The following is a 22,454-nucleotide window of genomic DNA, read 5'->3' as shown; positions in this document are numbered from 1 at the left end:
CCTTCGAAGTCGCGAGCTCGCTTTGTATCCAAGTCGCGTTGGTCGTCGCGATCGCTTCTGCCTGCGTCGCTGGCTTGATGATGCTCAAGGCAATTGCCGACTTTGGACGGTCTCGTTCGTCGTCATCATCGCCATGATCGCGTCGGGATTCTTGCTGCCTCACCGCAGGCTGTTTGCGTTTCCGTTCGAATTTGACCGCGACACCATGCTGTCGCTACTCGCATGGCAACGCAGACTCGCGCTGCTGCTGCTGACCGGATGGAGCTCCGGTGTCATCTGGACGCTAGGCATCAAGTCACTGCAGTGTGCGCGGTTGCTGTACTTTCTCAAACATCGCTGCCAACCGCTCGATGTCGGCACGCTGCTCGATCAATTGGACATCGACCTTCCCTCACGCATGGTCCCGGCCGTGCTTACTTCGGCCGAAGTCGGTGGCCCTTTTTGTTGGCAGCTTCATCGCCCAACCGTCGTGCTTCCCGACCGATTGTTGCGTCATGACAATGCGACAATCAAGAACGTTTTGCTGCACGAATTAGAACACTTGCAAACCCAACACCCAATGCAACACTTCCTGCAGGGTGTCTGCTCAGCGATGTTTTGGTTTCATCCCGCGATCCGTATCGCGGCACATGAAGCCGAACTGAACCGTGAATTCCTTTGCGATGAAATGGTTTCCAAAACGATCGGCAGCTTCGGCCGCTACCTCAAGACGCTGGCAACCGTTGCCGAGTTTTGCCGCACGCCGTCTTGTACCGAAATCACCTATGGGACGATCGGTTTTGGCAATTCGAAAAGCTGCCTCGTCCGCCGTAGCGAACGCCTAGTCAAACTCGCTCGCGTTGAATCGACTCCTCCGCGATGGCGGCACTGGTTCGCCTGCGGAATGCTGCTAGTTCTTTCCCTTTTGGTACATCAAATCTGGCTGCCAACGAACGCCTTCGCTTCCAACCGCAGTACCTGGTCGCCCTGGCCATCCTGGACCGCAAATGCCCTTCATCAAGTCGACGTCAAGGTGCGTGATTTCGAGTCCTTCGAAACCCGCGTCCATCTTCACGAATGGATTCACACCGAAGACTGATCGGCCCTCTCTGGCACACCACACGCTTAAAAACGAAACACTTCGTAATTGATGTTGTGCCATATCGACCACTGCTCCTAATATCGCGCCGGCTTAATTACTAAACATGCCGTAGAACAACTCGATACAGCTCACCGCAGGGACGCAAGTGGCACAGCTCCGATCCGACTTACCGGCCAAGTCAATTTCACTGATCCTTCCGGCGTACAACGAGGAAGCGGTGATCGCGACCGCGATCGAAGAAGCGGTCGACGCACTCGAGAAACTCACGGAAACCTACGAAATCATCGTGGTCGACGACGGGAGCGTGGACCATACCGCTTCCATCGTGCAAACGTATGCCAACGAGAACGCTTCGGTTCGCCTAGTCCGGCACAACCCCAACCGCGGGTATGGGGCGGCGATTCGCACCGGCTTTGCCGCAGCGAGCTGTGACCTTGTTGCGTTCACCGACGCGGACTGCCAATTCGATCTCAACGAGCTAGACCGCTTCTTTGTCTTGTCCAACCAATACGACGTCGTCTGCGGATACCGGATCGACCGCAAAGACAGCTTCCTACGTTGCTTTTACTCCAAAGGATACAATCTCCTGGTCCGCTGCCTGCTTGGCACCGAAGTCCGCGACATCGACTGTGCAATGAAAGTCTTTCGTCGCGACGTCATCGAAGACTTGCAGATTACCGGCAACGGTTTCTTGGTCAACGCAGAGTTGCTCGTTGAAGCGAAACGACAACAACGCAGCCTCGTCGAAGTCGGCGTCACACATCGGCCGCGAACGCTTGGCGAAAGCACCGTATCGATCAAGCACATCCCTCAGGTGTTCGCACAGCTCCTGCGGTTCTGGTGGAACTCGATCCAGTTCCCGGCCGCTCCCGCACTGACCACTTCAACCGCTCCGGCATGGATGCAACGCTTCGGCATCGGCTTCAACAGCTTGCAGGTCATTCTGCTGTTGGTCGCAAGTTTGTTCTTATTGACCAATCTCGGATACCCGCTGATCGACCGCGACGAAACTCGCTACGCAGAGATTCCTCGCGAGATGATCAACACCGGTGATTGGGTATTACCTCAATTGAACTTCAAAACGTATTACGACAAACCTCCGTTGACCTATTGGCTATGCGCGATCGCATACGAGTGCTTTGGTGTTAGTGAAACATCGGCACGACTCGTTCCCGCGTTGGCTGCCTTGGCAACACTGGCGATGACGATGATCTTCGCTTCACGGGTTTTGAGTCCACGCATCGGTTTCTATTCAGGCTTGGTGTTGCTGCTGTCGGCCGGATTCCTATTCACCAGTCGCTACCTGTTGCTTGATGGAGTGCTCACCGCTTTTGTCGCCGGAGCGATGTTCGCCGCATACGAGGCCGTCCGTCCGAGCAAGTCGACGCCAAAGTTACAGTCCTGTTGGTGGATCGCGTCGGCGGTCTTCACCGGACTCGCCTTCCTTACCAAAGGCCCCGTGGTACTTGTGCTCGGCGTGCCTACCTTCGCCGCGTTTGTCTGGCTATCGGAAGGTTACTCAAAACCCGATCGCAAACAGATCGCTTTGTACATCGCCGTCGCGTCCGCCGTCGCCATCCCTTGGTTCGTGGTAGTCCACCAACGCGCCCCGGAATTCCTGATTGAGTTTTTCTACAAGCACAACATCGCCCGGTTCGCCGGTGCTTTCCACGAAAAACCGTTTTGGTTCTTTGTCCCCGTGCTCTTGATCGCGGGACACCCTTGGTCGTTTCTGACGATTCCGTTGACCCGTTTCCTGTTCGGCCGTGGCGAAGCAGAGCGTCAACGCAGGTCGCCTGTGCTGGGATACATGCTGATCTGGGCCGTGTGGACGTTCGTGTTCTTTTCTTTGTCGCGTTGCAAGCTCCCCACGTACCTCATGCCAGCCGGCCCCGCGTTTGCGATTTTGATGGGGCATTTTTTCGGTTCGGTGATTCAAGACACCAAATCGATTTCAGCAATGCCGCTGGCTCGCATGTGGTCACCGCGTGCCGCCGTGATCACCACCACCGTCGCTGGACTTGGGTTCGCCTTGTACCAGTACTCGATCGTCAACGAGCAACAGTTGCTGTCCCTGCTTTGGATAACACTTTGGGCAGGATTGCTGGTTGCGGCGTTAGTGCTGATCCGTCGCCCCATGAAACTGCACCGCGAGTGGTCACTCGTGTCCGTGGCAATGGTCGCGTTCGCAACGATGGTGCTGCACCAGTCGCTGCCGATGTATAGCCATCAACAAACGCTCCTGGCCAAGGAATCAAGCTTTTCGGAACACCTCGCGGCCGATCCCCTGGTTCCGGTTGCAACGGTTAGTCATGAGTTTTCGGAGATCCCTTTCTACTTAAACCGTGACGACGTCAGCAACTATCGTGATGTCAGCGACCACGACCTCCGCACTTTTGTCCAACAATCAGGACATTGCTACGTTTTGGTCAATGATTTGGCGAATCCGACCGAACTTCAAAAGAACCTGCCGCTGCGTGCGAGAGTGACGAAAGTCGCCGAACAGGGCGACACACAACTGCTGGATATCCGCCTATCGTCTCCGTCGTTTCGACTTGCTGCCAAGCATGCCGACGTGACAGACGATCGCAAAATCCAATAAGCCCCCGATCCCATTGACGGGTGCGACAATTTTGATTGACAGAGGACAGGCAGAAATCTAGACTGACTTTCCTATGCACCACCTTTTCTCCCAATCCGGAACGCCTTCGCGATTCCACCTTGGTTCCATCGTGACCAAGGCCGGGTTGTTGGTTGCGCTTGTGGTCGCATCTTCATCGAACGCATTCGGCAGCTGCGGTGACTGGCTGGAACATCCATCCGGCCAACACTCATCCGAGTCCATTCAGTTCGATCAGCCTGGTCAATTGCCTTTCGTTCCGATGCCCTGCGACGGCCCGAATTGCCAAAGTGCACCATTCACACCCTCTGCCCCGGCACCGTTTTCGTCGAACCACTTCAAGTCTGCCAAAGACTACGGTTGCCCCCAGCAACGAAACGATTCGATGGATTGCGACGAAGACGTTCTGCTGTACTTAGAACCCGAAGCCTCTCTGCTTTCGGGTCACTGTGGACGCGTCGAGCGACCGCCGAAATCGGCCTAATTTCGCGTCGACGACCATCTTAAGTTCCGTATGAGCAACGGTTTGCGATCACCGCATTCCTATTTATCAACGGATCCACGTGGCAGCCAATCGCGGGCTAAACCCTGCAGGCACCTCCACGTGATGCATCAAATGCTTGATGGCCTGTTTGCGCGGTCCGCTTGAGCTCGCGTCTGCCTTTGACCGCCCCATCACTCCATTTCCGCGTCGCATCATGTCGCGGTGGGGCAGGCATCGCAGACCTCTTCCTTCAGCTCGCCCCAGTCACCCTTCGACACAACTCTGTGCTGCGAACGGGACGTTGCGCGCTGACGGTTTCGAAACACGCTGCATTCCTGAAACACCACCGCCCCCCTACGACCGGAGTCAACTGATGTCCGCAACGACCTGCGCGCTACCGAAAGCGACCGACCAAATGACTTGGATGGAAAAGATCAACGGCCCCTATCACAAAGAGGCCCTCTGGATCTACACCGCCATCGTTCTAGCCCACTGGACCGAACACCTTTGCCAAGCGATTCAGATCTATTTGCTGAATTGGCCCATCCCCGAATCACGCGGTGTACTGGGGCTTTGGTTCCCTTGGATGATCAAATCCGAAGCCCTGCATTATGGATACGCAATCATCATGCTGGTCGCGTTTTGGATTCTCCGCAAAGGCTTCGTTGGTCAATCATTGACGTGGTGGATGATCGCGTTTTGGATTCAGTTCTGGCACCACATCGAACACGCCTTACTACAAGGGCAAGCGATCTTTCAACGCAACCTATTCGATTCGCCCGTCCCGGTCAGCATCGTTCAACTGTTCGTTCCACGCGTTGAGCTGCACCTGTTTTACAACACGGTGGTGTTCGTCCCGATGGTGATCGCGATGTTCTATCACATGTTCCCGCTACCCGGCGAAGCGGCCCACCAAGGCTGTTCTTGTGCCTGGCAACCACGTTCTAGTCGTGCCTGATTGAGTCTGACGTGTATGCAAACGTCAACACCGTTCCACCGTATTCGTTTACCCAAAAGGCATCGTCATGAATCTCATTCGCTCACTGATTTCTGTTTTCCTCGTCGCTTTGTTCGCGGTCTCGATCGCAGGCTGGTTCTGGGCCGGTGAAAAGCCCTCCGCAAACGTGGTCGGTTCACGCGTCGTGCTCGTCCTCTGCGGCTTGCTTTCGGTTGGCTGCTTTTCGCTGCTATGGAGTGCCAAGCCAGGCACGGGCGAAGAAATCACTCCCTCTCAAAACCTGCAGTCCTAGGAAGCCGCCGTGCAACACGCTTTCAGCAAAACTTTTCGTCTGTCCATGTTTGTCGGCTTGCTGGTCCTCGCGGCAGTTGGGTGCGAACAATCAACCGCGCCCAGTAGTCCTCAAGCGACCGGCAAAGCCGAAGTCACGTTTGCCCCGCAGCCACCGACGACCGGTGAGTGCGCCTTGACCATCACGTTAACCGACAGCACCGGGGCACCGTTTAAAGACGCAACCTTGACGGTCGAAGGCAACATGAACCATGCGGGAATGAAACCTTCGTTCGCCACGATGGAAGAATCTGACCAGGAAGGTGTCTATACGGGAACCATCGATTTCACGATGGGTGGAGATTGGTTTCTTTTGATTCATGCCGATGGCCAAAACGGCGAATCGATCGAAACCAAGGTGGATGTACCGGGAGTCAATGCCAAGTGACCACACTCTGGCAGCAACGACCGACCGAACGCCACCCAACGCAGATTCCTCCGAGGGGGGCAACGGGCAAACGCAAGCAGCGAACATCGTTCGACCTGCTTGCGGTACCGTTGCTCGGAGGGATTCTGCGGCGTCCCGGATCACGGTTGCTTGTCCAGATCCCTGTACTTTTCGTCAGCTTGGTGATGATCGCGCACGCGTTTTGGGGTCCGCAGCTAGCGCCTAAAAATCTTGCCGCGTTGCTCACTTGGGTCCATTTCCGCGGCTTGGTCGTGTTGGTCCTTTTGCTTGGCGGCAATTTTTTTTGCATGGGCTGCCCATTCATGCTGCCCCGCGAACTGGCAAGAAAACTGCACTCGCCACGTTGGCAATGGCCTAAGAAGCTACGCAACAAATGGCCTGCGATCACGTTGTTTGTCGGCGTGCTGTTTGCCTATGAATTGTTCGACCTGTTCGCCAACCCTTGGTGGACCGGCGTTTTGATTGTCAGCTACTTTGCGATCGCGCTGCTGGTTGATTCACTGTTTCAGCGTGCGTCGTTTTGCAAGTTCGTTTGTCCGATCGGCCAATTCAACTTTCTAGGTGCGAGCCTGTCGCCACTGGAAGTCGCCGTCCGTGACACCGCGGTCTGCGATGGCTGCGTCACGAAGGATTGCATCAAAGGCACCGCGAACCCACACAGCCAAACCGGTTTGCCAGTGGTTCAGCGGGGGTGCGAACTGGACCTCTTTCAGCCACGCAAATCCGGCAACCTCGATTGCACCTTTTGTATGGACTGTGTTTATGCCTGTCCCGAAGACAACATTGGCGTTTTCGCCCGTATGCCGGGAGAGGAACTGACGACAGTCGGCCCCAAGTCAGGCATGGGGATCATCGAACGACGCGGCGATTTTTCCGCATTGGCAGTGGCGTTTACCTTTGGGGCGCTGCTGAACGCATTTGCGATGATCAGCCCCGTCTACGCACTCGAAAACTCGATCGCTTCGGCAACCGGTCTTACCGTCGAATGGCCGATCCTAAGTGCGATCTTTGCACTGTTCCTGATCATTGAGCCAGCAGTGCTGCTGGGCGTAACAGCATTCGCAACGCAACGTGTCGCCGGTTTCAACGAAGGAATAACGGCACAGGTTAAACGCTTAGCCCCGTCGCTGATACCAATCGGATTCGGCGTTTGGCTCGCGCACTACGCATTTCACTTTTTAACCGGTGCCCTCACCGTGGTTCCGGTCGCCCAAAACGCCGTTCGCCAGTCCTTCGGTAAAGCGTGGTTCGGCAACCCGCAGTGGCAACTTGGTGGATTGCCAGAATCCGTCGTGTATGCGATCGAACTCGGTTTCCTAGCGTTGGGGCTGATCGGATCCATTGCCGTCGCTTGGACGCTGCTTCGACAGAGCAGCTTTCCCAGCCAAATCAAAAATGTCGAGCGGGTAGCCCTCCAAGCGACTGCGCCCTGGGCCGTCTTTTACCTCACCCTGTTTGTTTCCGCGGTCTGGATCATGAACCAACCGATGGATATGCGCGGAACATTTCTAGGAGGCTGAGATGCAACGACTTCGTATCACACAACTTTCATCGCTGGTCGCGTTCGCAGCGTGCTTTTGCATCTCAGCCCCAACGGCCGACGCACATGAAGGGCCTCCGTTTCCGGTGCAACTGGATCAACCTGCTGCCGGTTACAAGATTTCGACTTGGGCCGACCCCGACATTGGTGAAGCCCGCTTTTTCATCATTGTCGAAACCGAATCTGGGGAGATGCCGAACGACGAACCGACCATACGGCTTTGGACCGAACCGGTCGATCAACGACTACCGCGCGAAACTTACGAGGCGACCAAACAATCGCTCCGCGGCAGTTTGCAATTTTTATCCAAACCATTGTTCGACAAACGTGACCATTGGAACGTTGGCATTCAAATCACCAGCCCAAGTGGCGAAGCTGGCGAGACGATTGTCCAAGTCGAATCAACACCGCCGGGGTATGGTCCCTGGGATCTGGCCATCTACCTTTTTCCATTCGCCCTGATCGGCGGTGCATGGTGTGTCGCAATGGCGAAACGCGTTTGGCACATCCAGCAAGCCGCTGAAAACCATCCCAAACCAGAAAGCAAGGAAGAAACAGTGTTGGCGGGAAACGATCAATGAGCAAACGTTTGAAGACACAATCAAACAGAACCGCTTGGCATTGGGTGCTCGGTGCAGTCGTCGTCCTAGCCGCGATTGCCTGGGCGATCAGCACACTGTGGTGGAGCGTCACGAAAGACAACGATCCGTCCGTCGCGAACGAAACGACAACCGCAGGATTCTTTGTCAGCCTTGCCGCACTGGATGTCGAAGAAAACGAACGCGCCGCACGTGTCCTCGACGAATTGGTTCAAGCAGAACCCAACGAACCAGCACTGTGGGCGAACCTTGCCGTCGCAAAGTTGCGACTGAACGATTTAGAGAGTGCAAAAGCCGCTCTCGACCAAGCCTTGTCGCTCGCGCCGACCTCACGCGAATTGCTACGCCTGAATGCCCAGTACCTTGAAGCATCCGGCCAGGTTGCCGCCGCCATCGATGTGCTGCGCGAACTTCATCAACAATGGCCAGAAAACATTCGTGTCGCGTTCAATCTGAGCACCTTGCTGGGCCAAGTCAGCAGCGAAACCGCTGATGAAGAACGCTTGAAATTGCTGTCTGGCATCTTGCAGTCGCACCCACAAAACCTTCGCGTTCGCTGCGAATCCGCCCGACTTGCCGCCACCGTTTCCGACAGCGACTCCCTCCGCAATGCGATCACATGGCTGAAACAAAACGACTCCAAATGGAGCGATGCGCAGCAACAACAAATCGACCAGGCTGCCAAAGCCATCGAGGACGGTAATGACCGGCAAGCTGCCGTCGCACTGACCTTTTTTGAGAACCTTTCCAAGCCATCGGCTGCCTATCAACGAAGCTTGGACGAGCTTGGCATCCTGTCGGTCACGGCGGTTGGGACGCCGGTCCGTTCCTTTCTTTCGCTGAATATGCCACCAGCAGAAGCCTCGCCAGCTGACCTGGGGCTTCAATTTTCTATCGACGCGTCTCCCGGAAAAGCAGCGCGGCTCGATCTGATTTTGGGTGTGGATCAACCCGGAGAGCGGTGCTCAACCCTTTTGTCGCTTTCTGGGACAACGATCCACATTCAGGGGTCGGCCGCGCTGCCCTTTCCAGGATACACGCCTGACAATGCGTTGGCGTGTCTGGCCTGGGCAGATTTGAATGACGATTTCCGCCCCGACCTCGTCTTCGTTGGCGAACAAGGTTGGCGAGTCTACTTGGCAGACGACACAGAAGGTTTCACCGAGTTGGAATCCCCTGGCGATCTAAAGGATCAACCATGGAAATCCGTTTGGCAAAGCGACGTCGAAGCCGATGGCGATCTGGATCTTTTTCTAAGTGATCACATTGGAAACCTCCGTTGCCTTCAAAATGACGGTGCGGCGAACCTGTCCGCCATGGAAAACTTCCCAGAAATCGCTGGTGTGATCGGGTTCCGAGAGATCGACTTCGATTCCGATGGCGACATCGATTACGTCTGCCTCGACAAAAAAGGCAACCTCACGATTCTGAACAACCAGCGTGGCGGGCGATTCACCATCGAATCCGCCTTTGGCGAAAGCGACCAAGTTGCCCCAATCACCGCAATCACTGTCGCCGACTTGAACCGGAACGGTCACTTCGAAATCGTGGGTGCAACGCAATCGGGTCAGATCACGACCAGCGAATTCGATGGCGAAACGTGGCAACACACGGCACTCCTTGAAAGCGGATTCAGCACCGTCGAAGAATCGGCGACCAAGCAAACCTTCGCCTTCCTCGCCGCCAAAGACCTAGACAACAACGGGGCGATTGACCTCGTGCTCAGCCAAGCCAACCGGAGCGGCGTGTGGCTGCAAGGCGACGCTGGCCATTGGCATTCGATCAAAACGCCAAACATCCAAGTCACTTCAGTTGTCGATGTCGACTGCGATGGCTTGCTAGACCTCGTCGGCCAAGCCGATCATCAACCGCAGCTAGCCATCAACCAAAGCTCTGCGAATTATCAATGGCACGCGATCAGCCCCCAGGCCAACACGTCTGCAGGCGATAAACGCATCAATTCGTTCGGTATCGGTGGGACCATCGAAGTCCGCTCAGGAAAGACGCTGCAAAGCCAGATGATCCAGTCGTCACGAGTTCACTTTGGACTGGGACAGCACCCACAAATCGATGTGGCCCGAATCGTTTGGCCGAACGGCACCAGCCAAGCAGAGTTCGAACTCGCTAACGGCCAAGCTTCGGTTGCCGCCCAACGATTAAAAGGCTCCTGCCCGTGGGTGTTTACCTACGACGGTACAGGGTATCGATTCATCAAAGACTTTTTATGGCGTTCGCCGCTGGGGCTAAAAATCAATGCCCAGGAAACCGCCGGTGTCACACAAACCGAAGACCGAATCAAGTTGCCTGGCGAAAGCTTGGTACCACATGACGGTATCTATGACATTCGGATCACGGCCGAACTTTGGGAAACCCACTTCTTCGATTCGGTCGGTCTAGTGGCGGTCGATCACCCGGTCGACACCGAGATCTTTGTCGACGAATGTTTTGCCCCACAACGTGAACCGATCCGCGAAGTCGTTGTCGGCACCAAAACACAACCACTGAAAGCGACCTTCGACATGGAAGGTCAATCGCTGGACGAAACGCTGGCGTCAAACGACGGAGCCTTCGCGGACCATTTCCCGCTTGGCGAATACCAAGGCGTCGCAAGCGACCACTGGGTCGAGTTTCAATTTCCCGAACAAGCTCGCGACACCGACGATGACGTGCTGCTGATCGGCCATGGTTGGATCTATCCGACGGACAGTTCGCTGAACGTTGCGATTTCCCAGAACGAAGATGTCAGCCCCTATGGCCTGATTCTAGAGCGGCGATTGCCTGGTGAATCCTGGACCGTACTCGATGACCAACTGGGCTTTCCGGCTGGCAAACACAAAGACGTCATCATCACACTGTCACAAGATAACCTTGCCGCCAACGCCACCTACCGCTTGCGCACCAACATGGAAATCTACTGGGATTCGCTCCGCTGGTCGGTCAAGTTGCCAAGCGATTCTCTGCGACAAGTCGAACTGCCGACGACGAAGTCAGAACTTCGACAACGTGGGTTCTCGAAACTGGAACCGATCAAGCGACGACGTCCCGACACACCGATCTATCGTGTCGAACGATCACAAGCGATCTGGATGGACCTTGATGGTTACTACACACGCTATGGCGATGTCGCCGAACTGCTGCACTCGACTGACGACCGCTATGTGATCATGAATGCCGGCGACGAAATCGCACTCCAGTTTTCAGCCGACGAGACGCCATCACCCGACATGAAACGTGACTTCATGCTGATCGGTGATGGGTGGGTCAAAGACGGTGATTTCAACACAGCTTTCTCGCGAACAGTTCGCCCACTTCCGAGCCACGACGACATCGACTATCGCGGTCCGCATACAGAACTCGATCAAGACCCAGTCTTTCAAAAGCATCCCAACGATTGGCGACGCTTCCATACACGCTACGTCTCCCCGAAACCGTTTTTCCAAACGTTGGATCGAGAATCGGATTCCGCCAACGCATCACCGAAACAGTAAATGCCCATGTCTCGTTCATTTCTAACGATCGCTTTTGCCGGTTTGCTGTTCGGGCCGGCTGCCTATTTCCGCTGGACCAATCAGCCTGAAACGGAAGTCGGACACGAAGTCATCTCGAACGAACTCCGACTTCAACGGTACGGTTTCTCGCTCCATGAAGTCGCTGGCGAAGTGGGCGTCGATTTTGTTCATCAACCGCCAAAAATCGACAGTCGTCTTGACCACATCGGCCCACAGATCGCGGCGATGGGCGCCAGCGTTTCAGTGGTCGATGTTGACCGTGATGGCTGGATGGATTTCTACCTGACGTCCAGTGCACCCGACGCAAAGAACGCGTTCTATCGCAACAAAGGCGACGGAACCTTCGAAGAAATCGCTGACCAACTCGGACTCGCGGACTTAAACCGGTCAGGCACCGGCGCGTGCATGGGATCGGTCTGGGCAGACATCGATAACGACGGATTTGATGATGTGCTGGTCTATAAGTGGGGCCAACAAGTGCTGCTGAAAAACCATCAAGGCAAACACTTCGAAGCGATCGAACAAACCGATCTTCCGAAATGGGCAAACGTCGGAACAGCCACTTGGTTGGATTTTGACAAAGACGGGTTCATCGACCTATTCCTTGCCGGCTATTGGCCAGACGACGTCCACTTGGAAAACCTTGCGAACACGCAAATCATGCCGGAAAGCTTCGAATATGCCGACAACGGTGGACGTAAATGGCTGCTGCGAAACGACGGAAACGGCGGCTTTAAAGATGTTACCGGCGACATGGGAATCAACAGCACTCGCTGGACACTGGCCGTCGTTGCCGCGGATTTGAACGGTGACTCGTTCAGCGATCTGTTTCTTGCCAATGACTATGGCGTTTCCGAACTTTACATCAACGAGTCTGGAAAACGGTTCCGCGAAGTCGGTAAAGACGCCGGGATTGGGTATTCACCAAAAAGCGGTATGAACGCCGCCGTCGGTGACATTCTGAATCAGGGCCAACTTTCAATCTACGAAAGCAACATTTCCGAAGAAGGCGTGCTGCTGCAAGGCAACAACCTTTGGTTCCCCGCAAATGACGGCACCTTCAAATTCCAAAACCTCGCTTCGGTGATGGGCGTCGAACTTGGCGGCTGGAGCTTCGGTGCACAGTTTGGTGACCTGAACAACGATGGCTTCACGGACTTGTACGTCACCAACGGCTATGTCTCTGGCGAACGCGGAACTAGCTACTGGTATGACTTTTCACAAATCACCGGCGGCCACGAACAAATCATCTCCGACGCGACCAACTGGCCCGACATGCAGAAACGCAGTTTGGCCGGCTACCAATCCAAACGAGTCTGGATGAACGATGGCGCCGGCCAATTTCGTGATGTCGCGCAATTCGTCGGTGCGACCGACCGCTACGACGGTCGTGCCGTAGCACTCGCCGATTTCGGAAACCGCGGTGCCCTCGATGTGGTTGTCGCCAACCAACGCGAACACGCACTGCTGTACCGTAACACCGTCGATCCGTCGCATCACTGGATCGCGTTTGATCTCGAAGGCACCACCAGCAATCGCAGCGCGATCGGTGCCCAGGTTCGCGTCCACTGGAACGGCCAACAACAACTGCAAGAACGCGTCGCCGCCAGCGGCTACTCCGCCCAGAACCAAAGCCGACTGCACTTTGGGCTGGGAAAATCAACGGAGATTGAAAAGGTCGTCATCCGCTGGCCAAGCGGTCATGAACAAACCATCGAATCTCCCGCAATCGATCAAATCCACTCAATTCAGGAATCAAAATGAGCGTGACCAATCCCTCTGAATTGACTGCCGAAAACGACTCCGCTGCGAACGTCTCGCCACCCTGCGAATCACAACCTAAGCCATCGAAATCATGGCGTAGCTACCTGACGCTTGAAAACCGCTTCCTGGCACCGCTGCTGATCACCAGCATCTTGCTGGTCGGTCAATTGACGTTCGGCTTCCTGGAAAGCTGGTCCCGAACACTGCTAGCGATCGGCGTCGCGGTGGCCAGTGAACTGGTGCTCGGACGCATGTTCCTGGGACGATTCCCGCACCTAGCGAGTGCTTATATCTCGGGAATCAGTGTCGGGATTCTGATCCGATCGCCTTTCATTTGGCCCTACGCCATGTGCGCAGGCCTTTCCATCATGTCAAAGTACGTGCTGCGGAGGCACGACCGACACCTGTGGAACCCGTCCAACTTTGGCGTCAGCGCGATGCTGTTTTTGTATCCGGCCGCAGTCGCCAGCTTGAGCATCCAATGGGGCAACACGCTATTGCCGATGCTGGTCGTCTGGGGATTGGGTTCGCTAATCATCCGGCGGCTAAAACGTTTCCACATTTGTTTGACATATGTCGTTTCCTTTGTCGTCTTGGCCGGTGCTCGCAGTTGGTTTACCGAAAGCCCATTCCTGGCCAACGTCGCGCCCTTGACCGGCCCGATGTATCAACTGTTCGTGTTCTTCATGATCACCGATCCGAAGACCACAGTCCGCTCCAAGCGGGGACAGTGCTTCGTCGCATTTTCGATCGCGGTAATGGAAATGATTTTGCGTTTGAACGAAGTGATCCATGCTCCTTACTACGCATTGTTTATCGTTGGCCCCATCGCACTGATGATTGAAATGCAACGTGACAAAGCAAAGTCGAAATCGGAAGAGCAGACAAGCCAGTCAAACCTTGCCGATGTTAGCGATCCTGCGTGTGAAGGCCGAGAAGTCGCCACTTGCGAACTGACTTAAGATCTTGATCGTGTAGGGCCGTGTCGATGTACCCTCGCAAGGGTTGAGCAAAACGTTGTCCATGAACATGTTTTGCGCAAAGAGGCGTATCGATGCACATCGCTCGTGCCAAAGGGCAGGGACTTGCCCTCGCCATGGCGTTAGCCAGTGTTTCCCCCGTTGCTGCGGGGGAGACCGACGAAATTCCAGTTCAACCGGTGGTGATCTCCACCGATACCGGACCGACCTATCATCAATCACATTGCAACTGCAATTCAATTGACTGGTCAAAGTACCCGGCGACGATTCACCCAATGCCTAAACCGGGGATCGTCTCGGTGCCGCCAAAGGGTCCTGGCTATTACAGCACCTGGGATGCGTTGACTGGCCAGTGCCGCCAGCAACGCCCCAAGTCCGGCTACGCGCCGTTCGCGATCAATGCATGGCCGTTTTATGATTCGGATTGGCGCTATGTCGAAAGCATTCCGGAATGCCAACGGACGCTTACCGAACGTTTGAAACGGATCCATCTGTCGGATTCTTGGTTGATGAGCACCGGTGGCGAGTTCTGGGTGCGTTACAACAACGAAACCAACAGCCGACTGACGGCGAACAACAACGACTTCACGCTCAGCCACGTCCGTCAATACTTGGACTTATCCTATGGCGATTCGCTGCGGGTGTACGGTGAATACGTTTGGGCTGACAGCTTTGGCGAAGACCTTCCGCCGGTTCCACCCGATGTCGACCGCGGCGACATCCTGGACCTTTTTGTCGATTTGAAACTGGGCGAACTCGGTGGCGAATCAGTCTACTTGCGAGGCGGACGGCAAGAATTGCTGTTCGGTTCGCAGCGGATGGTCACGCCGCTTCCCTGGGCTAACAAACGGCACTCGTTTGACGGATTCAAATTGTTCCGCCACGGCAAAGACTATGACTTTGACGCGTTCTGGACGAAGTACGTCCCGCCACAAGCCAACGACTTTGACACCGCCGACAACGACCTGACGTTTGGAGGACTTTGGCTTACCGAACACAGCAAGAAAGGCCAATCGCAAGACTTCTATTACCTGTTCTTCGACAACGAAAAATCGGTCAACCAACTCGGCATCACTCGGGCACCGTTTCAAACCCATACTTTCGGAACCCGTTGGTCAGGCAACGATGACGGCTTCCTCTGGGACATCGAAGGCGCGATGCAGTTTGGCAATCAAGGCAGCCAAGATCTTGTCGCGGGCATGGGTACCGTCGGTATTGGCAAGGCCTACTCGAACGCCCTTTGGTCACCGACGTTCTGGATGTACTACGACTATGCAAGTGGCGACAACGACCCGACATCGGGTGATTCGCACACCTTCAACCAACAGTTCCCGTTCGGCCACTACTACCTGGGTTGGATGGACTTAGTTGGACGCCAGAACATCCACGACTTCAACACCCACCTGTATCTCTATCCCAACAAATGGACGACGGTCTGGCTGCAGTACCATCACTTCTACTTGGCCGAAGAACGTGACGCATTGTACAACGCTGGCGGGGCCGCCTATCGGCATGACCCGACGGGTGCGGCTGGCAACAATGTCGGCGACGAAATCGACTTGGTGTTGAACTTTCACCTAACGCGAAATTCAGACTTGCTGGTCAGCTACAACAAGCTGTTCGGCGGAAGTTACTTGGAAGCGACCGCAAACGCAAACCAAGACAGCAATGCCGAAGCCCTGTATCTGATTTTCCAACAGCGTTGGTAGTGCTTTGCAGCGGCACATCAAACTTGTAAACGACAACGGTGGCGAGTCAACGATTCGTCACCGTTGCTTTTTCAGACAACCAATTCAATCAACCGATCGCGTCGATCAAGTCTGCCAAACGGTTCAAGATCGCCGTCGGATTGGCGCTGGCGAGTTGAGTTGCGGTTTGAGCCCCCGTGGTGATCCCGAACGTCATCCCACACGCTGCATTTTTCCCTTCTTCGATGTCGATTTCCGAATCGCCGATCTTCGCGACATGGCTTGGCTCGGCAACCCCGGTCAACTCCATCGCTTTGTGGATCATGTCGGGGCCGGGGCGTCCGTGCGTGACATCGCTTGCGGTGACCAACGCGTCGATTTGGTCGCCAACCTTCCAGCCAAGTTTATCGATCAACGATTGCGCCGTCGCGCGATCGTACCCCGTATTCAGCACCACCTTGATCCCGCGCGAATGCAGCTCTGCAAACAGCTCGCTGGCACCGGGCTGTTCTCGTACATCCAAGTCGGCGTAGGCTTTTGCCAATCGTTCTCGAAAATCGGCAAAGATCAATGCGACTTCGTCGTCACTCGGTGCGTCACCGCCGCTGGCCAACACATCGCGTATCGCTTGCGACTTTTCTTTGCCAGCTCCGGCAGCTTGAACCTGATCTTGGGAAAAATCATAGCCACGCGCATTGATCGCGGCACGGACGGTTTTGTAAACCACGTTGTCTTCGTCAACAGTGGTACCGGCCATATCAAAAACGATGAGTTTAATCATGAAGGATCCTTTCGATGGAAGACCTGGCGTATCCCGCACTGCTGGTCATCCCTTTCCCGCCAATCCCCGTCACCACGTGGATGTGATCGTCGATCGTTCGGTTGTAGATGCCGTCGGGGCAATTCGTTTGGCAATATTGACCAAACCAACGAGACTCGACTTCCCAACTCGGCAAATCAAAAATCTCTTTCCCCTCGGCGAGGAAGTAGTGTTCGATATCCGATCGCAAGTCAAACCCAAGGCCGTCTGACTCGGCAACCGATGCGTATTCGTGTGAATCCCCGAGGATGATTCCGCCATCAAGCTCTTGCTTGAACAGAAGATGAATGCCCCATCGTTTTGCGAATGAATCGGCTCGCTCGTTCGCCTTGATTGCTTTCCAAGAGGGACATTGTGCGAAGCTTTCATAGCGACGAATCGAAAGCCCCGTCAAAACATTGCCTGGAATCGTTACACCCGGCTGTGGCTTCAACCGCATCATCTGCAGCTTGACCGTTTCGAGTTCACTACGCTGGAACACTTCAGGAAACAGAGCTCGAAACTCGCTGCCGCAGCATAGGATTGCTTTCGCTGCTCGAAACGTCCGTCCGTCAGACGTGATTGCCTGGACACGGCCATCTGACGCAACGGACAGATCCTGTACCGAAGAACGAAAATAGCTTTGGTAGTTCGATTGTCCAGCCAGCCACTGATGCAGTCGATGAATCATCTGTCGTGGGTTGACCGAAATTTCCGCTGGGAAAAACAACCCGCCGCGGCAGTAGTCCGCACGCAATTGCGGAAAACGATTCAAGCATCGCCCCGTCGACCAGAGTTCGGACGGATAATCATTCGCGGCATTGATCGCGTGCAACTCATCGATCAATGCAAGCTCTTCGTCATCAGACGCGAGATAGATCGTGCCAAGCTGACGGACGGTCAAATCAATCTCGCTTTGCAGGTCCTGGTAAATCTGCAAACTCTCGCGACCGTAGTGTTGCCATTGCGAGTCCAGACCGGACGGAACCACTTGCCCGAAATTTCGCACCGTCGCCCCTTGGGGCGCGGCATGACGCTCTAACAGCACCACGCGTTGCCCGTTTCGCAATGCGTGATAAGCATGAAAAGCGCCCAGCACACCGCCGCCAATGATCAGGATGTCAGCTTGATTGTGTTCCATGGTTCTCGCTCGCCCGATGCTGGTCAAAGTTTCCGCTCACGCGTTTTCCAACGTTGCCGCTGACAATTCCAGTTCTGGAGTTGCACCGTCGTGCCGCGGCAGACGACGAGAGTAGTAGATCCCTAGCAACACGGCGATGGCCATCGACACAACCGCTACGGAAAAGGAAAGCCAATTGAGCAGGTTCAAGTATTCACGCTTTCCTGTGTCGGTATTGCGAAACACCATCACGGCGACGTATCCGAGGTAGCCGATCGCGTCAGCCAAGTACATCAAGTACCCAATCGTGCCGACTTCCCGAAACGCCGCAAACATCCGCTCGAACACCGTCGTATGGAACGCGACATAGGGAATGTACATCCCAAAGCCGATCAAAACCATGAAACTCATCGGTGACAGGATCCCTGAGCGCTGACCGATGATCGACGCGATCACGACGAAGAAGCCGCTACCGATCAACCCAATAGAAGTCAGAAACGCGACACGATTGCTTTTGATCATCACCGCAAACGCGTTGATCGTGATCACGCCTAACATCACCCAAAATTCCGATCGTGCGAACACGTCCGTTTCATCGGTAACGCCTAGCTCACGCCAGATCTCCACCGCAAAGTCATCGCGAATACTTCGCACCAACGTGATCAACATGTAAATCGTCAGTAAACCTGTCAGCCCCCAAAAGTGCCGACGCAAAAACAACCGACGTTCGCTTTTTCCCATCGGTGTGCGTTTACTGCGCAGCGACTCGTCAGCCTGCGAAGGCGGAGGAATCTTCGCCAGCATCCAAACAAAAATCAGCAACGGAACAACGAACAGCAAGCCGGTGACAAACGGCATCCAGTTGGCACTGATCCCAAAATCCAACATCAACGACCGACCCACCGATTTTACGAATCCGGACGAAACGATGAAACTCGCACAAAGACCTGCGGAAAGTGCTTCGGTGACTCGGCGGCCTTCCAAAAATCCCAGCACCAAGCCGAACACCATCCCCAGCGGTAAACCGTTCACGAACAGCCAGATCGCGTTCCATGGCGCTAGCGTCATCGCGAACAGCAGCAGTGCCGCTTCGGCGATCCCGATCAACACCAATATGGTTGCCGCACGGTATCGCGCCGGCATTTCGGAAACGACTTTGATGCCGATAAACTTCGACAGCGTGTACCCGGCGGTTTGCGAAGCGACCAAGATCGTCTTTAGACCGATGCCAAACCAGATCGCGTCTTCGTAGGTCGCCGCAGTAAACGGCTTGCGAAACGCATACATACAAAAGTACGTGCCAAACGCAGCCGCAATGCAGTACGCGCTAAATAGCGGCCCGGGTGCTCGTCCAAGCCAACGCGACAATGTATTGTTGGTCGGATCCTTCACAGTTTCGTCTTCTGGCAATCGAACTCACTCGTCATCAACTTGGCTTGCAATCCAGATGATGTCGAACATCAGCCGACGAGCTATGCCTGTGCGGTTGAATCACCAACTCTTCACGAAAGCTTGCGCAAATATTGGTCAGGCGTTCGCGACCTCACTCCGCTCGGACTGTTTGTCACCAGCCCCTTGGAACGTACCGCCTCGATGACACGCCACGCTTTTTTGTTTGATCCAGAATCTCGCTCGCTAGCCAAACAAGCCTTTGATGACGCAGCACTGGCTGATGGCGAAGTTCGAATTCGTGTGACGTTTTGCACCATCTGCGGAAGTGACCTGCATACCTACACGGGCAGGCGAAGTGCACCACCGCAGTGCGTTCTCGGCCACGAAATCGTTGGTCTGGTCGATGGCTGGGGCGGCACCGACATCCCAACCGACGTCTTCGAACAACCGCTCTCGATTGGCCAACGTGTAACCTGGGCAATGGCCGTCGGATGTGGTTCATGCTTTTACTGCACGCGGGGCTTGAGCCAAAAGTGTGAATCGCTGTTCAAGTACGGTCACGAATCAATTCGCCAACACCCGACAGGTGGACTGGCGGAATCGTGCGTGTTGATTCCAGGAACTCCGGTGATTCCGATTCCTGATTCAATCCCAGACGCGGTGGCCTGTCCCGCGAACTGTGCCACGGCAACGGTTGCCGCGGCACTGCGACTGACACGCCAAACACATGCAATCGAACACGCATCTGCGATGATCGTTGGCGCGGGGATGCTAGGGATCACTGCTGCGGCACAACTCGCCGAAGCCGGCGCCCGATCGATCATCGTCGTCGACCGCGATGCCAAGCGTTTACAACTGGTCCAGCGATTCGGTGCGACGACGATCTTGTCCCCCGATGATTGCGACATCCCCCAACAAATCAAACAACTGACCGAAGGCCGCGGTGTTGATATCGCGTTTGACTTTGCAGGTTTCTTACCCGCGGTGGAGTGCTGCTTGGAATCGATCCGCATCGGCGGCCTGGCTTTGCTGGCAGGTTCGACGTTCCCAAGCGATCCGTTGCAACTGTCGCCCGAAACGATCCTGCGCCGAATGTTGACAATCCGTGGCTTACACAACTACATCACCGAAGACCTCGTCGAAGCCGTCCGGTTCCTCGAAGCAGCGCAGATCAAATACCCCTTCGCAGAACTTGTCAGCCAACCCTACCCGCTCGATCAAGCGGAGCAAGCGTTTGAATTCGCGCTCGCTGAACGCCCCATTCGTGCTGCGATTCAACTGGGCGACGGTTCCCAGCTCGACCTTGCGACGGAATAAAGCCGTCGGCACATCGCTTGGCGGATTCATCGCCAAGTCACCACTCACGTTCTGCTAAAGTGATCGCCTTCGGTTCGCTCTCCCACTGCGTCTTCAAACGATCCCCCACAGGAATGATTGATGGTTGCTGTCCGCTTTGGCCGTCTCCTGCCAGCCGCGTTCACACTCACGCTCGCATCACTGTCTCCGATGACCGCATTTGCCCAACGATCGTATGACCGAATCGCTGGCGAGACACATCAAACCCGATCGACGGTTCTGGCCACCGAAGGCATGGTTGCAACCAGCCATCCGCTCGCCGCCGAAGTCGGATTGGACGTCTTGAAAGCGGGTGGCAACGCCGTCGATGCGGCGATCGCGACCAACGCGATGATGGGGCTGGTCGAACCGATGAGCTGCGGAATCGGCGGCGACTTGTTTGTGATCTACTGGGATGCCAAAACAAAGAAACTTTATGGGCTAAACGCCAGCGGACGCAGCCCCAAGGCAATTCACCGAGGCGTATTCGAAGCACGAGGACTAAACGAAATCCCGATCGACGGGCCACTTTCCTGGAGCGTCCCCGGATGCGTCGACGGCTGGTTCGAATTGCACGATCGATTTGGCAAGACTGCGATGCCGGACTTGCTTGCCCCATCAATCAGATATGCACGGAAAGGATTTCCGGTTACCGAAATCATCGCCAGCTATTGGAAAAGCGCCGAACCGTCGCTGAAAAAACTTCCTGATGCCGCCGCGACGTTTCTGCCCAACGGACATTCGCCCGTCGAAGGCGAAGTGTTCAAGAACGAACGTCTCGCCGCGACCTATCAACAAATCGCTGAGCACGGTCGCAATGCGTTTTATCAAGGATCGATTGCGCAGCAAATCGTTGACTACAGCCAAGCCAATGGTGGCTACTTTAGCAACGACGATTTCGCTTCACACCAATCGACTTGGGTTGAACCTGTTTCGACAAACTATCGCGGCTATGACGTTTGGGAGCTGCCACCGAACGGGCAAGGCATCGCCGTCTTGGAGATGCTCAACATCCTCGAAGGCTATGACATCGCGTCGATGGGACGCGGCAGCGCCGACTACCTGCACACCCTGATCGAAGCCAAGAAATTGGCGTTCGCCAATCGTGCAAAGTTCTATTCTGATCCCGAGTTCAATGACTTGCCGATCGACGAACTGATTTCGAAACCGTTGGCCGACCAACAAAGAAAACGCATCGACCCGTCGAAGGCGGCATCCAATGTCGATGCCGGAGATCCGAAGCTACAACACGGCGACACAATCTACTTGACAGTGGTCGACAAAGATCGCAATTGCTGTTCGCTGATCCAAAGCAACTATTACGGCTTCGGATCCAAACACGTTCCGGGCGAACTAGGCTTCGCCCTACAAAACCGCGGCTCGCTGTTCTCGCTCGATCCGGATCACTTCAATCGGCTGGAACCTGGCAAGCGACCGTTCCACACCATCATTCCCGCGATGGTTACCAAAGACGGTTTGCCTTGGTTGTGTTTCGGCGTGATGGGCGGCGACATGCAACCGCAAGGCCACACGCAAGTCCTCGTCAACATGATTGACTTTCAAATGAACGTTCAGGCCGCCGGCGATGCAGCACGCGTTCGTCATGTCGGCTCGCAGCAACCAACTGGCCAGGTCGCTGACGGCGTTGGAACCGTCAACGTCGAAGCAGGGATTGGCGAAGCGGCGATTTTAGAACTATTGCGCCGCGGACACAGGATCGCACGCGTTCGTGGCGGATTCGGTGGATACCAAGCGATTCAAATTGATTACGAAAACGGCATCCTTCGCGGTGCCACCGAATCGCGAAAAGACGGCGTGGCTGTCGGATACTAGCGCAACCACGAAA

General features: G+C 55.2%; 17 protein-coding genes. 14 read left to right on the top strand and 3 right to left on the bottom strand.

Annotated features, from left to right (window positions below; translation table 11 throughout):
* The 12 genes from CGZ80_RS21075 to CGZ80_RS21020 all read left to right on the top strand — a co-directional run.
* Positions 1 to 1,078: M56 family metallopeptidase (locus CGZ80_RS21075; protein WP_233148564.1), on the top strand; the 1,078-nt coding region annotated here is incomplete at its 5' end.
* 148 nt (positions 1,079 to 1,226) lie between these two features.
* Positions 1,227 to 3,683 carry a glycosyltransferase gene (locus CGZ80_RS21070; RefSeq protein ID WP_094417664.1) on the top strand — a complete coding sequence of 819 codons (2,457 nt, stop codon included), beginning with the start codon at positions 1,227 to 1,229 and terminating at the stop codon, positions 3,681 to 3,683.
* 73 nt (positions 3,684 to 3,756) lie between these two features.
* Positions 3,757 to 4,185: a hypothetical protein gene (locus CGZ80_RS21065; protein WP_143544073.1), complete on the top strand. Its 429-nt coding sequence runs from the start codon at positions 3,757 to 3,759 to the stop codon at positions 4,183 to 4,185.
* 373 nt (positions 4,186 to 4,558) lie between these two features.
* Positions 4,559 to 5,143, top strand: coding sequence for a hypothetical protein (locus CGZ80_RS21060; protein ID WP_094417662.1), 585 nt, complete (start codon positions 4,559 to 4,561; stop codon positions 5,141 to 5,143).
* Positions 5,144 to 5,210: 67 nt separating this feature from the next.
* On the top strand, positions 5,211 to 5,435 hold the full coding sequence (locus CGZ80_RS21055; RefSeq protein WP_094417661.1) for a hypothetical protein: 225 nt from the start codon (positions 5,211 to 5,213) through the stop codon (positions 5,433 to 5,435).
* 9 nt (positions 5,436 to 5,444) lie between these two features.
* Positions 5,445 to 5,861, top strand: a complete 417-nt coding sequence (locus CGZ80_RS21050; RefSeq protein WP_143544072.1) for a FixH family protein — start codon at positions 5,445 to 5,447, stop codon at positions 5,859 to 5,861.
* Positions 5,858 to 7,402, top strand: coding sequence for a 4Fe-4S binding protein (locus tag CGZ80_RS21045; RefSeq protein ID WP_094417659.1), 1,545 nt, complete (start codon positions 5,858 to 5,860; stop codon positions 7,400 to 7,402). Before CGZ80_RS21050 ends, CGZ80_RS21045 begins: the two co-directional genes overlap by 4 nt.
* A gap of 1 nt (position 7,403) precedes the next feature.
* Entirely contained in the window at positions 7,404 to 8,003 is a 600-nt protein-coding gene (locus CGZ80_RS21040) for a hypothetical protein (RefSeq protein ID WP_094417658.1), read from the top strand.
* On the top strand, positions 8,000 to 11,509 hold the full coding sequence (locus CGZ80_RS21035; RefSeq protein WP_094417657.1) for a CRTAC1 family protein: 3,510 nt from the start codon (positions 8,000 to 8,002) through the stop codon (positions 11,507 to 11,509). Before CGZ80_RS21040 ends, CGZ80_RS21035 begins: the two co-directional genes overlap by 4 nt.
* Before the next feature lie 6 nt (positions 11,510 to 11,515).
* Positions 11,516 to 13,294, top strand: coding sequence for a CRTAC1 family protein (locus CGZ80_RS21030; protein WP_198953753.1), 1,779 nt, complete (start codon positions 11,516 to 11,518; stop codon positions 13,292 to 13,294).
* Positions 13,291 to 14,256 carry an RnfABCDGE type electron transport complex subunit D gene (locus tag CGZ80_RS21025; RefSeq protein WP_094417655.1) on the top strand — a complete coding sequence of 322 codons (966 nt, stop codon included), beginning with the start codon at positions 13,291 to 13,293 and terminating at the stop codon, positions 14,254 to 14,256. Before CGZ80_RS21030 ends, CGZ80_RS21025 begins: the two co-directional genes overlap by 4 nt.
* Before the next feature lie 92 nt (positions 14,257 to 14,348).
* Positions 14,349 to 15,983 carry an alginate export family protein gene (locus CGZ80_RS21020; protein ID WP_094417654.1) on the top strand — a complete coding sequence of 545 codons (1,635 nt, stop codon included), beginning with the start codon at positions 14,349 to 14,351 and terminating at the stop codon, positions 15,981 to 15,983.
* 88 nt (positions 15,984 to 16,071) lie between these two features.
* Here CGZ80_RS21020 and CGZ80_RS21015 read toward each other — a convergent pair whose 3' ends face one another.
* From CGZ80_RS21015 to CGZ80_RS21005, 3 genes are read right to left on the bottom strand one after another with little or no spacing between them, the layout of a single operon-like run.
* The gene (locus tag CGZ80_RS21015) at positions 16,072 to 16,743 is read right to left on the bottom strand and encodes a phosphonatase-like hydrolase (protein WP_094417653.1); all 672 of its coding nucleotides are present in this window, start codon (positions 16,741 to 16,743) and stop codon (positions 16,072 to 16,074) included.
* Entirely contained in the window at positions 16,736 to 17,902 is a 1,167-nt protein-coding gene (locus tag CGZ80_RS21010) for a TIGR03364 family FAD-dependent oxidoreductase (RefSeq protein ID WP_094417652.1), read from the bottom strand. The genes CGZ80_RS21015 and CGZ80_RS21010 overlap by 8 nt, the downstream gene beginning before the upstream one ends.
* 36 nt (positions 17,903 to 17,938) lie before the next feature.
* Positions 17,939 to 19,291 (bottom strand): DUF5690 family protein, encoded by a 1,353-nt coding sequence (locus CGZ80_RS21005; RefSeq protein ID WP_233148563.1) that lies wholly within the window; start codon positions 19,289 to 19,291, stop codon positions 17,939 to 17,941.
* Positions 19,292 to 19,312: 21 nt separating this feature from the next.
* Here CGZ80_RS21005 and CGZ80_RS21000 point away from each other — a divergent pair, with 21 nt between their 5' ends.
* The gene (locus tag CGZ80_RS21000; RefSeq protein ID WP_233148562.1) at positions 19,313 to 20,590 is read left to right on the top strand and encodes a zinc-binding dehydrogenase; all 1,278 of its coding nucleotides are present in this window, start codon (positions 19,313 to 19,315) and stop codon (positions 20,588 to 20,590) included.
* A gap of 120 nt (positions 20,591 to 20,710) precedes the next feature.
* The gene (gene ggt, locus CGZ80_RS20995) at positions 20,711 to 22,441 is read left to right on the top strand and encodes a gamma-glutamyltransferase (protein WP_094417651.1); all 1,731 of its coding nucleotides are present in this window, start codon (positions 20,711 to 20,713) and stop codon (positions 22,439 to 22,441) included.
* Positions 22,442 to 22,454: the final 13 nt, after the last annotated feature.

Source organism: Rhodopirellula sp. MGV, from assembly GCF_002251265.1.
GTDB lineage: Bacteria > Planctomycetota > Planctomycetia > Pirellulales > Pirellulaceae > Stieleria > Stieleria baltica_A.
The sequence above is the reverse complement of the archived record's forward strand: the minus strand, read 5'-3'. Positions and strand labels throughout refer to the sequence as shown.